The organism is Bartonella sp. AS69XJJH, from assembly GCF_042195585.1.
Classification (GTDB): Bacteria; Pseudomonadota; Alphaproteobacteria; order Rhizobiales; family Rhizobiaceae; genus Bartonella.
Window position 1 is genome coordinate 86,946 of the sequence record NZ_JBHIOO010000003.1, and the last position, 13,270, is coordinate 100,215.

General features: G+C 39.7%; 10 protein-coding genes. 9 read left to right on the forward strand and 1 reads right to left on the reverse strand.

Features of this window, described 5'->3' with window-relative positions; all coding sequences use genetic code 11:
• The first annotated feature begins 95 nt into the window (after positions 1-95).
• The 6 genes from rimP to truB all read left to right on the forward strand — a co-directional run bounded on the left by rimP (position 96) and on the right by truB (position 7,073).
• The gene (gene rimP, locus ACFIK6_RS02385; RefSeq protein ID WP_375641618.1) at positions 96-746 is read left to right on the forward strand and encodes a ribosome maturation factor RimP; all 651 of its coding nucleotides are present in this window, start codon (positions 96-98) and stop codon (positions 744-746) included.
• A 47-nt stretch (positions 747-793) separates the two neighbouring features.
• The gene (nusA, locus tag ACFIK6_RS02390; protein WP_375641619.1) at positions 794-2,425 is read left to right on the forward strand and encodes a transcription termination factor NusA; all 1,632 of its coding nucleotides are present in this window, start codon (positions 794-796) and stop codon (positions 2,423-2,425) included.
• Positions 2,426-3,061 (forward strand): RNA-binding protein, encoded by a 636-nt coding sequence (locus ACFIK6_RS02395; RefSeq protein WP_375641620.1) that lies wholly within the window; start codon positions 2,426-2,428, stop codon positions 3,059-3,061.
• Complete coding sequence (infB, locus tag ACFIK6_RS02400) at positions 3,058-5,577, forward strand: translation initiation factor IF-2 (RefSeq protein WP_375641621.1); 2,520 nt, start codon at positions 3,058-3,060, stop codon at positions 5,575-5,577. The genes ACFIK6_RS02395 and infB overlap by 4 nt, the downstream gene beginning before the upstream one ends.
• Positions 5,578-5,698: 121 nt before the next feature.
• Positions 5,699-6,106 carry a 30S ribosome-binding factor RbfA gene (gene rbfA / locus ACFIK6_RS02405; protein ID WP_375641622.1) on the forward strand — a complete coding sequence of 136 codons (408 nt, stop codon included), beginning with the start codon at positions 5,699-5,701 and terminating at the stop codon, positions 6,104-6,106.
• A 4-nt stretch (positions 6,107-6,110) separates the two neighbouring features.
• The gene (gene truB, locus ACFIK6_RS02410) at positions 6,111-7,073 is read left to right on the forward strand and encodes a tRNA pseudouridine(55) synthase TruB (protein WP_375641623.1); all 963 of its coding nucleotides are present in this window, start codon (positions 6,111-6,113) and stop codon (positions 7,071-7,073) included.
• 457 nt (positions 7,074-7,530) lie between these two features.
• Here truB and ACFIK6_RS02415 read toward each other — a convergent pair whose 3' ends face one another.
• Positions 7,531-9,159: an MFS transporter gene (locus ACFIK6_RS02415; RefSeq protein ID WP_375641624.1), complete on the reverse strand. Its 1,629-nt coding sequence runs from the start codon at positions 9,157-9,159 to the stop codon at positions 7,531-7,533.
• 314 nt (positions 9,160-9,473) lie between these two features.
• Here ACFIK6_RS02415 and rpsO point away from each other — a divergent pair, with 314 nt between their 5' ends.
• The 3 genes from rpsO (at position 9,474) to ACFIK6_RS02430 (ending at position 13,264) form a co-directional block, all read left to right on the forward strand.
• Positions 9,474-9,743 carry a 30S ribosomal protein S15 gene (gene rpsO, locus ACFIK6_RS02420; protein ID WP_254473402.1) on the forward strand — a complete coding sequence of 90 codons (270 nt, stop codon included), beginning with the start codon at positions 9,474-9,476 and terminating at the stop codon, positions 9,741-9,743.
• A gap of 257 nt (positions 9,744-10,000) precedes the next feature.
• Complete coding sequence (gene pnp / locus ACFIK6_RS02425; RefSeq protein ID WP_375656632.1) at positions 10,001-12,196, forward strand: polyribonucleotide nucleotidyltransferase; 2,196 nt, start codon at positions 10,001-10,003, stop codon at positions 12,194-12,196.
• Between the two features lie 72 nt (positions 12,197-12,268).
• Positions 12,269-13,264, forward strand: a complete 996-nt coding sequence (locus ACFIK6_RS02430) for a class I SAM-dependent methyltransferase (protein ID WP_375641626.1) — start codon at positions 12,269-12,271, stop codon at positions 13,262-13,264.
• Positions 13,265-13,270 lie beyond the last annotated feature (6 nt).

Consider the following 13,270-nt stretch of genomic DNA (forward strand, 5'->3'; position numbering starts at 1 on the left):
AAAAATTTTGAATTTAAGAGTATCAATAGTTAAATTCTTGGTCTTATGATGAAGGGTGGGCCGTTGGACCCGCTCTTTTTTAATATCATAAACTGATGAAAACAACTTGGATAAAATGTATGAACGAAGCTGAAAAAATAAGCAATCTTGACGAACCACGCCTGTTTGAAGAAGATGGTATCGAAGCACAGGTTGCTGCTCTTGTCATACCACTACTTAAACCTTTAGGTTTTCGTTTGGTTCGTGTGAAACTTCTTGGTCAAAATGGTTTAACACTTCAAATTATGGTTGAACGTGCCGATGGTTCTATGACCGTAGAAGATTGTGAAACTGTTAGTCGAACTGTTTCCCCGCTCCTTGATGTACAAAATGTTATTGAACGCAAATATCATTTAGAAATCTCATCACCTGGAATTGATCGTCCATTGGTAAGAAAATCTGATTTTTCTCATTGGCAAGGGCATCTTGCAAAAATTGAAACCAAAATAACAATTGATGGGCGCCGAAAATTTCGCGGGACACTTACAAATATCACGCAAGATGGATTTATTTTAAATACTGATAAAGCTGCTTATGGAGAAGCCATGTATACCCCTATTTCCTATTGTGATATCATAAATGCACATTTAGTGCTTACCGATGAGCTTATTCGCGACGCATTGAAAAAAAATAAAGATTTAAGTCAACAATTCATTGCCGAAGAGAAAGCTAACGACTCTATACAGACGCTCAATTTCAAAAAATAATATCACAGGGGAATACCCATCGTGTGGCACAAAGAAGGAGAAAATTGATGGCTACAAGCGCTAACAGGCTTGAGATTCTGCAAATTGCAGATGCTGTTGCACGTGAAAAGTCAATCGACCGTGAAATTGTCATTTCTGCGATGGCTGATGCTATTCAAAAAGCAGCACGTTCTCGTTATGGTCAAGAAACCAATATCCGTGCTGAAATCAATTCTAAGACAGGTGAAATTAAATTACAGCGCCTGCTTAAAATCGTTGATGTCGTTGAAGACTATACAACGGAAATTACTTTGTCTGATGCTCTCAAACATCAAGCAGAAGCAAAAATTGGTGATTTTTTTGCTGATCTTTTACCTCCTATGGATTTTGGACGTATCGCAGCACAATCTGCTAAACAGGTTATTGTACAAAAAGTACGCGACGCAGAGCGTGATCAGCAATATGAAGAATTCAAAAATAAAGTTGGTGAAATTATTTCTGGTACAGTTAAGCGTGTGGAATATGGTAACGTTATCGTTGATCTCGGGCGTGGTGAAGCTATTGTGCGCCGTGACGAATTAATTCCTCGTGAATCATTCCGCTATGGAGATCGTATTCGTGCTTTTGTCAATGATGTACACCGTGAAACGCGTGGACCGCAAATTTTCCTTTCACGCACACATCCCCAATTTATGGTAAAACTTTTCACTATGGAAGTGCCAGAAATTTATGATGGTATTATAGAAATCAAATCTGTTGCTCGTGATCCAGGTTCACGAGCTAAAATCGCCGTTGTTTCACGCGATGGCTCCATTGATCCTGTTGGAGCATGCGTTGGAATGCGAGGAAGTCGTGTACAAGCTGTTGTTGCTGAATTACAAGGCGAAAAAATTGATATTATTCCTTGGTCGCCTGATGCGGCAACATTTGTCGTTAATGCACTGCAACCTGCTGAAGTTTCTAAAATCATCCTTGATGAAGATGCTGAACGGATTGAAGTTATTGTGCCAGATGATCAACTTAGTCTTGCTATTGGACGACGTGGACAAAATGTTCGCTTAGCTTCGCAACTAACAGGATGGAACATTGATATTTTAACGGAAAAGGAAGAATCTGAAAATCGTCAAAAAGAATTTACTGAACGGAGTAAATTGTTTATGGAAGCCTTAGAGGTTGACGAAATGATCGGACAGGTTATGGCATCAGAGGGTTTTTCTTCTATTGAAGAAATCGCCTATATTGATCTTGAAGAAATCGCTTCTATTGATGGTTTTGACCATGATACCGCCGCTGAAATCCAAAGTCGTGCCCGCGAATATCTTGATCATCAAGAAAAAGAACTTGATGAAAAACGCAAAAAGCTTGGAGTTTCTGACGAATTGCGAACACTTCCTGGAATGACAAGTGCTATGTTAGTTGCTGTAGGTGAGGATGGTGTAAAAACAATAGAAGACTTTGCTGGCTATGCCGTTGATGATTTAGCAGGTTGGAGAGAACGTAAAGAAGGTCAAACACAGAATTTTTCTGGTATTTTAACCCCTTTTGACATTACACGCGCGGATGCAGAAGCTATGGTTTTAGCCGCACGTGTACAAGCAGGCTGGATAGACCAAGCTGATCTTGTTACAGAAAATCCTGTAGAAGATGAAAGTTCTACAGAAAATGAAAAAACAGATGATTTGGATGTGGATACACTTTAAATGAATGAACGGACTTGCATTGTGACCAGAAAAAATGCTTCAGCACAAACGCTGATCCGTTTTGTTATTGGTCCCAATAACCAAATTGTTCCCGATCTTAAAGCGAAGTTACCAGGGCGAGGCGTTTGGGTTTCTGCCCATCACGCTGTTATTGAGAAAGCAATCAAACAGAAAGCTTTTCATAGAAATTTTAAAACAGATGTTGAGGTTGCGCCAAATCTTGTGCATGTTGTTGATACGCTTTTACTAAAAGCCGCTCTTTCAAGCCTTTCCATGGCACGAAAAGCGGGAGCAATTGTTATGGGAGCAACAAAGGTTGATGCTGCTATCCGCTCTGGTAAAGTTATTCTTGTACTTCATGCTAAAGAAACAACAGAAGATGGGAAACGAAAAATTGCACAGGCCATTCATTCAATACAACAACAAACAAATCGGACTATAAAAACCATATCTTTATTTACAAGTGATGAAATGCGAGTGGCTTTTGGCTCTAATCCTGTAATGCACGCGGCCTTATTGGATACAAAAGCTGCCGAAGGATTTCTCAAAACGACATATAAATTGATCAGCTATCGTGACGACAAGCATAGTAAGCCTAGTGAGATGACGGCACAAGCCGTGAAGGAAGTACAATGAGTGAAAATAACAACGACAAAACAACCGTCAAGAAGACACTAACTCTCAAGAGGTCTGTCTTGGAAACAAGCACGGTCAAACAAAATTTTAGTCATGGCCGTACGAAGGCTGTCGTTGTCGAAACCAAACGGCGTAAAATTACGCGACCTGATGAAAAAGCTGAAACCGCACAGCCCATTACAAAGCCGCACGTGGCCGCCCAGCGCTCTAAACCGCGTTTTGAGAGGAAAAAACCTCAAGAATCTGTGGCCAAAAGCAATCTTTCATCGACTGAAATGGAAGCGAGACTTCGCGCGTTAGAAGAAGCACATATCCAAGAAAGAATAACGCGAGAACAAGCCGAAGAAGAAGCAAGACGCGCTAAAGAGCGTGAAGAAATTTTACAGCAAGAAATTAAAGAAAAAGAAATACATCTCCAACAAGAAGAAGAAATATCACCAGCACAGACTCCACCTGTTCCCCCTCTCATTGAACAGACAGCTATTCCTATTGCGCCTAAAAACACAACCGTGGTTGAAAAACGCAAAATAGATGAAAATAAAGAGGAAGAACGGCATAGTCGACGTGCTAATCCTGCTAAATCAGAAATACGTGTACCAAAAGTTGTCAAAGGAGCTGATGAGCGGCGACGCGGAAAGCTAACTCTGAATAGTGCACTGGATGAAGAAGGAAGCGCACGTGGGCGCTCAATGGCTGCAATGCGGCGTAGACAAGAAAAGTTTAAGCGTGCACAAAATCAAGAACCAAGAGAAAAAATTTCTCGCGAAGTTGTTCTTCCTGAAACGATTACCATTCAAGAGCTCGCACAACGTATGACTGAGCGTTCTGTTGATGTGATTAAATTCTTGATGAAACAAGGACAAATGATGAAACCTGGCGATGTCATTGATGCAGATGTTGCCGAACTCATCGCTGTTGAATTTGGACATACTGTTAAACGTGTTTTAGAATCTGATGTAGAGGAAGGTATCTTTAATATAACAGATAATCCTCAAAACATGCAGCAGCGCCCCCCTGTTGTAACCATTATGGGCCATGTTGACCACGGAAAAACTTCTCTTTTGGATGCTATTCGTAAAGCAAATGTTGTTTCTGGCGAAGCAGGAGGTATTACGCAGCATATTGGTGCCTATCAAGTAGAACAAAACGGTCAAAAAATTACTTTTATTGATACACCAGGACATGCTGCTTTTACGGCTATGCGTGCACGTGGAGCTCGTGTTACTGATATTGCTGTTCTCGTTGTAGCCGCTGATGATAGTGTTATGCCTCAAACGATTGAATCAATCAATCACGCGAAAGCCGCTGGTGTACCTATCATTGTTGCTATCAACAAAATTGATAAACCAGCTGCAAATGCACAAAAAGTGCGTACAGAACTTCTACAACATGAAGTGTTTGTTGAAACTATGGGCGGAGAAACGTTGGACGTTGAAGTTTCTGCTAAAACTGGTCAAAACCTTGATAAACTTCTCGAAGCTATCCTTCTTCAGGCTGAAATGCTTGATCTGAAAGCAGATTCTCAACGAACTGCAGAAGGCGTTATCATTGAAGCCAAATTGGATCGTGGGCGTGGATCTGTTGCAACAGTTCTTGTTCAAAAAGGTACATTACACCCTTCTGATATTATAGTTGCCGGAAATGAATGGGGTCGTGTGCGTGCTTTGATTGACGACCATGGACGCCATGTCAAAGAAGCCGTTCCCTCTACACCGATTGAAATTTTAGGCATGCAAGGAACACCACAAGCCGGAGACCGTTTTGCTGTTGTCACACATGAAGCAAAAGCACGTGAAATTTCTGAATACCGTCAACGATTAGCGCGCGATAAAGCTGTTGCGCGGCAAACTGGTTCGCGTGGTTCTCTTGAACAGATGATGACAAAATTGCAAACGACTGGTGTTAAGGAATTTTCCCTTATTATAAAAGGGGATGTGCAAGGATCAATTGAAGCAATCGCTTCAGCATTGGAAAAACTCGGAAATGATGAGGTTCGTGCGCGTATTGTACATGCTGGTGCTGGAGGAATTACCGAAAGTGATATTTCTCTTGCGGAAGCTTCCAACTCTGCTGTAATTGGTTTTAATGTTCGAGCCAATAAGCAGGCACGTGATTTTGCTAAAACACAAGGAATTGAAATTCGTTATTACAACATCATTTATGATCTTGTTGACGATATAAAGGCTGCCATGTCTGGATTACTCTCACCAGAACAGCGTGAAACTTTCCTTGGTAATGCTGAAATTCTAGAAGTCTTTAACATTACAAAAACTGGAAAAGTTGCAGGATGTCGTGTTACAGAAGGTAAAATAGAACGAGGAGCCGGTGTTCGCCTTATCCGCGATAATATCGTTATTCACGAAGGAAAGCTGAAAACACTCAAACGCTTTAAGGATGAAGTCAATGAAGTGCAAAGTGGCCAAGAATGTGGAATAGCCTTTGAAAATTATGAAGATATGCGCGCAGGAGACATCATTGAGACCTTCCGTATCGAACATATTAATCGCACATTATAAAATAATCCAACAACTTTACTTTGTTGTAAAATGAGAAAAGTTATTAGATTTTATACACAATATCTTTTTTTCCTTATCTGAATGGTCAAAAAAGAGATCTTGTAGCAAGGATAAAACTTTGATGAAAAATGCAGGGCCATCACAACGGCAACTTAGAGTAGCAGAGCAAGTGCGTCATGCAATAGCGCATATATTACAGCGTGATATTTTGCTTGATGATATTTTGAAAGATATTGTTATTTCTATCTCTGAAGTACGCATGTCACCAGATTTAAAAATTGCTACTTGCTTTGTATCACCTCTCAGCACTCTTAAAAATGCTTCTCATACCGATGTTGTTGATACCCTCAATAAACATAGTCGTTTTCTCCGTGGAGAAATCAGTCATGCGTTGCGACAAATGAAATATATGCCAGAACTGCGTTTCCGACTTGATAATAGTTTTGATAATTTTTCAAAAATTGATGCCCTCCTTCGCTCGCCTGAGGTTGCTCGCGATCTTCACCATAGTGATAAAAATGAGGATTAAAAATATGGCGCGGCAACACAAAAAAAAAGGGCGTCCTGTTTCTGGCTGGGTCATATTTGATAAACCAAAAGGAATGAAATCAACAGAAGCTGTCTCACAAATCAAATGGCTCTTTCATGCACAAAAAGCAGGACATGCGGGCACACTTGATCCTCTTGCTTCTGGTCTCCTTCCCATCGCATTGGGCGAAGCAACCAAAACCGTCCCTTACGTGATGCAAGGCAAAAAAACTTACCGTTTTCATATCGCTTGGGGACAAGAGCGTTCAACAGATGATCTAGAGGGCGAAATAACGAAAACTTCTCTCAAACGTCCAACACAAGAAGAAATACTTGCTCTTCTTCCTCAATATACAGGTATTATTTTGCAAACGCCTCCACAATTTTCAGCAATAAAAATTGCCGGAAATCGTGCCTATGATTTAGCGCGTGAAGGGGAAGTTGTTGAAATTCCGCCCCGTGAAGTCGAAATAGAAACTTTCAAGTTATTAGAAATGCCTACCAAAGAGCACTCTGTCTTTGAGATAACCTGCGGAAAAGGAACTTATGTGCGCTCTTTAGCACGCGATATGGGACGTGATCTAGGTTGCTATGGGTATATTGCTGACTTAAGACGTGTTTCCGTCGCACCTTTTGATGAAGAAGATCTCATTACATGGGACGAACTAAAAGCGGCCATTCCGCTAAATAAAAACACTACAGATGAAAATAATCGTTCTTTTGAAAAAAACTTCACAACACTTGATGAGCTCTTAATTGAAACAAGCGCCGCATTGGATTGCCTCCCTCACTATATCCTTAATGAAACTCAAGCGCAGAGAGTTATAAGGGGTCATTCTATCCTCTTGAGTCATCACAAAGTACCGCTTGATGAAGATGAGATTTTTGTCCTCTATAAAGAACAACTTCTTGCCATTGGCACCCTCGACAAAAGTTTATTTAAACCGAAGCGGATTTTCACAATTTAATCGATTCTTTTCCACCACCACCTTTTGCGGAAAAATATTTTTCTCTATCAATTAAGAAAAATATGGTGCTTTTCATTGTCTATATTTACCGTATTCATATCAAAATTTAAGTCCGTGCTATAAGCTAACACCACTACACACTTTTTCCTCTTAACGTCGCAACAATCCTTGCATTTGAAAGGATTCATAAGAGGCTTTTTATTTCTTTTTCAATCGTTTTTTACTCACACTTTAGCCCTCGTTTGTAATGTGCAAGCGAAGATTTGAACTGATTTACTCTAAATAGATTTGAAACGAGAAAAACTTAAGATTTTCAGAACTATCGTTCAATATGAAAAATAATCATTATAAATCAATTTATTAACTATTTAAGCCGTAGTTTTTTGTTATGATTATGCTAACAAATTGAACGAAATAATATTAACATATTTAATATTTTACAAAAACTGTTTTAACCCTAAGGGAGATGATCAGAGGAGACTTTTAAAAGCATCTCATTGGCTTGGGGTATTGTTTGGCGTTCAATCATACGGTGCACTCTTATGCCGTTAGGAGCACAATTTAAATGACGCAAACGCTTATTGACTTCTGCATCCGCTTTTGTACGACGATGATTATGGCGTAAATAATCTACCCATGTTGGCATATGATAAGCCTCTGTCCAATATTCAGGTCTTTCAAGATCTCGTAAAAGGACCCACTGACGTGCACCATCACGTAACCGAATATGGCGTCGACGCGTCATCACTTTGAGAAACTCTTCGAGATCATTTTCATGAATTTGATAATCAATCATTATCATGATCGGGCCACTCCTTGCTTTGAGGTCGAGTAATAATTCCGGCTCTCTAAAATGATCAAGAGGATTTAAATCTATTTGAGGAATTTCTTGAATTCTAAATTTTACTCCCGCAAGAGCACCAAAAATCAAGAATAGAGAACAAACACTTAAAGCAATTGTTGGAGAATAACCATCAGCTAAACCTCCCCAGATTGCACTTCCAATAGCCATCCCCCCATAAGACGCCGTTTGATAAAGTGCTAAAGAACGTGCAACAACCCAACGTGGTGTAGAGAGTTGTACAGATGTATTAAACAATGATAACGCCAAAACCCAACATAAACCTGCAGGAAATAAAGCAATATGGCTTATAATCAGTGAACGGCTGATTCCCAATAAAAAGCAAGAAAAGGCGAAACCAATAAATGCACTTGCAATAATTGTTTCTGAACGAAAATGATGCCGTACAACTGCATTAATAATACCTGCTGTCATGGCTCCTAACCCAAAACAACCGAGCAGTGTACCATAAAGAAGGGCATTTCCTCCAAGAACTTTATGCGCAACAATTGGCAAAAGTGCTAAAATCGAAATTGCTCCTACACCAAAAAGGAACGCTCGAACCATAATACTTAGGAGATTAGGTGACATCGCAACATAACGCAAACCATCTGAGACAGCTCCTAATAGCCTTTCTCGTGGCAATGGATTGTTTTTATAATTCGACTTCCAGAAAAATAACGCACCGATAAGAGGAATATAGCTTATAGCATTAAACAAAAAAGCAGCCGATGCCCCCAAAGTTGCAATAATAGCACCACCAATAGCAGGGCCAACACTCCGCATCAAATTAAAGCCGACACTATTCAAACTAACAGCAGCAGGAATATTTTCCCTGCTCACAATATCTCCTATCGTTGCTTGCCAAGAAGGATTATAAAAAGCTGTGCCACATCCAATCAAAAACGTAAAACATAACAAAAGCCAAGGTGTTAGAAATCCCATATAGGCTAAAACAGATAAACTCATGGATATGAGCATCATCATAATCTGCGCACACAACATAATTTGACGCCGATTAAAATTATCAGCTAATGCCCCTGCCATCAAAGAAAACATAACAAGTGGTAATGTTGTGGCACTTTGAACAAGCCCAACCATGGAATGCGAAGAACTAATCAACGCCATTAACCATCCTGCTCCAACAGCCTGTATCAGTCCCCCTAAATTAGAAATAAGAGTAGATGACCATAAATTTCGAAATACCGAATTACGAAAAAGTTTTAATGTTGAAATGCTCTGCATCTTTTTCCTCCAAATCGGTATTTATCACTTTTATTACCACGCACGCGCTCATAATCTTTGTATCAAAAGGATGCATAATTCTTTAAAAAACTTCTCATAAAACTCTATTTAAATCAATATTTCAAAACAAAAGCTTTTATTTAAAGAAAGACTTCAAAATGCTGTCAAGGGCTAGTATTTTAACCTTCTTTCCTATATAAGGACGAAAACAGGTAAGAGTCTTAGACTTTTCTTGTTTCCTCACAGACCCTTGCTGAACGACATCTTGGCTATGGGTGACTTTATGTTTCTTCGTTTTTAGAAAGGATAATACGATGTCGATTACAGCTGAACGTAAACAAGCTCTTGTCGCAGAATACGCAAACAAAGCCGGTGATACAGGATCACCAGAAGTACAGATTGCTGTACTTTCTGAACGTATTTCTAATTTAACAAACCACTTTAAATCTCACAAAAAGGATAATCATTCTCGTCGTGGTCTTTTGAAGATGGTGTCTCAACGCCGGCGCCTTCTTGATTATCTTAAAGGAGTTGACCAAAATCGTTATCAAACACTTATCAAGAAGTTAGGTTTGCGTCGCTAAAAGAAAAATGGAGGTGGTGTTTTAAAAAAAACACCCATTTTTTTTCGACGTGTTGCTTTTAATTAAGAATTTTAAAAACTGACAAGTTATTATGGGATAGGACTGCTCATCATCGTTTCGCATTTAAGGCAGTTTACTTCTCTTTTCTCGCAACAAAGATAAAAAGTATGTTGTCCACTACAGAGCTTGGAAATATGCTACGCAAAACCAGAATGTGAGCAATCAAAGATTTAAACACTGGTCATTAAGGATAAAAAATGTTCAAAACGCACAAGATAGAAATTGAATGGGCCGGGCGTCCTCTCACCCTTGAGACAGGGAAAATAGCACGTCAAGCTGATGGTGCAGTGATTGCTACCTATGGAGAAACTATTGTCTTAGCAACCGTTGTATCAGCCAGAAGTCCAAAACCAGACCAAGATTTTTTTCCACTCACTGTTAATTATCAAGAAAAATCCTATGCTGTTGGTAGAATACCTGGGGGCTATTTAAAACGTGAAAGTCGACCAAGTGAAAATGAAACTTTGGTTTCACGTTTGATTGATCGCCCAATTCGTCCCCTTTTCGTTGAGGGATATAAAAATGATACACAAGTCATTGTTTCCGTTATACAGCATGATCTCGAAAATAATCCCGATATCCTTGCGATGATTGCATCTTCTGCCGCATTAACCCTGTCAGGTGTTCCTTTCATGGGGCCTATAGCTGGTGCTCGCGTTGGCTATTGTAATGGACAATATGTTCTCAATCCTCATATCGATGAAATGCCTGAATCAAAACTTGATCTTGTTGTTGCTGGAACAGAAAGTGCTGTTTTGATGGTTGAATCAGAAGCACAAGAATTACCGGAAGATATCATGTTGGGGGCCGTAATGTTTGGTCACAAAGGCCTTCAACCCGTCCTTGATGCCATTATAAAGCTTGCTGAAGTTGCTGCAAAAGATCCCCGTGATTTTGTTCCTGAAGATCTTTCTGAACTTGAAAAAGCAATGCAAAAAATGGCAGAAAAGGATATACGAAAAGCTTACACAATTACTGATAAGCAAGAACGTTATGCTGCAATTGATGCACTAAAGACAGAAATCCTCAATAAATTTATGCCAGAAACAGAAGAAGACTGTAAGTTTAGTGCTGATCAAATTGCAACCGTATTTAAACAGTTGCAAGCAAACATTGTTCGCGGGAACATTCTTGATACCCAAAAGCGGATTGATGGACGCAATCTTTCTACCGTACGCCCTATCCAATCAGAAGTAAGTATTTTACCCCGCACACATGGATCAGCACTCTTTACCCGCGGAGAAACACAAGCTATTGTCGTTGCAACACTAGGAACTGGTGAAGATGAACAATATGTTGATTCCTTGACAGGGATGTATAAGGAAACATTCCTTCTCCATTACAATTTCCCACCATTTTCAGTGGGTGAAACGGGACGCCTTGGTTCTCCTGGTCGTCGTGAAATTGGACATGGCAAATTAGCATGGCGGGCCATTCACCCCATGTTGCCAACGAAAGAATCTTTTCCCTATACCATTCGTGCTGTCTCAGAAATCACTGAATCCAATGGCTCTTCTTCTATGGCAACAGTTTGTGGAACCTCACTTGCTCTTATGGATGCTGGTGTTCCTTTAGCACGCCCTGTTGCTGGTATTGCTATGGGCTTGATTAAAGAAGGAGAACGCTTTGCTGTTCTTTCTGATATTTTAGGGGATGAAGATCATCTTGGAGATATGGATTTTAAAGTCGCAGGAACAGAAAATGGTATTACTGCCTTGCAAATGGATATCAAAATTGATGGTATTACCGAAGAGATTATGGAAATCGCGCTTGAACAAGCCAAAGGTGGCCGAATCCATATCCTTAATGAGATGGCGAAAGCTTTAACCAGTGCACGTGCTGAGCTGAGTGAATTTTCTCCACGAATCGAAGTTATGAATATTTCTGTCGATAAAATCCGTGATGTTATCGGCTCTGGTGGTAAAGTTATTCGGGAAATCGTGGAACAAACTGGAGCAAAAATTAATATTGAAGATGATGGTACCATTAAAATTGCTTCTGCTGATGCTAAAACCATTGAAGCAGCAAAGCGCTGGATCCATTCTATTGTTGATGAGCCTGAAGTTGGTGCTATCTACCAAGGAACAGTTGTAAAAACCGCAGAATTTGGTGCATTTATAAACTTCTTTGGTTCTCGTGATGGACTCGTTCATATCTCTCAGCTTGCATCAGAACGCGTCACCAAAACAACCGATATTGTAAAAGAAGGTGACAAAGTTTGGGTTAAATTAATGGGCTTTGATGAGCGTGGAAAAGTTCGGTTATCCATGAAGGTCGTTGATCAAACAACCGGAAAGGAAATCACCGGTGATAAAACGATGAATGAAGAAAAGTGCGTTGATGAAAAAAAACAACCTGAAAATAAGCGCCGCCGTAAGAAAAAAGAAGAGTAAGTTTTTCCTCTTATCGTATCATGAAATGCCATCCCAACATTGGAGTGGCATTTTTCTTTGAAAGAGTCATATGTGTTATTATTTTTGCCTTTTGAAAATCATGAACTCCCGTATCCTGATCCAAACCAATGTTGGCTAAGTTTCGGTTTAACAGAAATTCCCGCTCCAGAATGGGCACAAAATTTAAAAGTTATTACGCCTTGGCGACCAGATTTTTTAAAATTTGTCGATACTCAATTTCACTGCTCTCCTCAAATAGACAAAACCTTCAGCTATGATGGTGCATTTTTACATTTGAGCAAATATCGTGGTTTTAACCAAAATTGTTTTCTTGATTTATTAGAATGCGTTAAACCCAATGGATGGATTGTAATCAGTGGGAATAAAACTGCTGGTGCTGCTTCAATGATGAAATGGGTCAAAACAATTGTGCCCATCACCAATAAATTATCTAAAAATCATGGTCTTGTATTTTGGTTGCAAGTTCCTCAACAAATTGAGAGACATAACATTGCGCAATTACGCTCACCACCGCTCAATTTTGGTAAATTTCAAACCACTTCTGGTATGTTCTCACACGGACGTATTGATCCAGGATCTGCTGCGCTTGCTTCTTATATGCTCAAAGTTATTTCTGGAAAAACGGCTGATTTTGGTGCTGGATGGGGCTATCTTTCTCACGTTGCACTTGAAAGAAGTGAAAAACTCACCACTCTCGACCTTTATGAAGCAGACTACAACGCTTTGACAGCAGCAAAACAGCACCTGAAATCCATAACAGCTCCTTTTTCAATTCATTTTTATTGGCATGACCTTGTGCATGAACCTATCACAAATCTGTATGACACAATCATTTCAAATCCACCGTTTCACACACAACAAACGACAGATGTTTCATTAGGAAAAAATTTTATTATAAATGCTGCAAAGTGCTTAAAACCAGGCGGACGTCTGCTTTTTGTTGCAAACCGCCACCTGCCTTATGAAACATTATTAAAAAACATTTTCCGCACAGTGTTGATACATGAACAAGCCCATGGTTTCAAAATTATTGAAGCGCGTAGATAAAGAAAA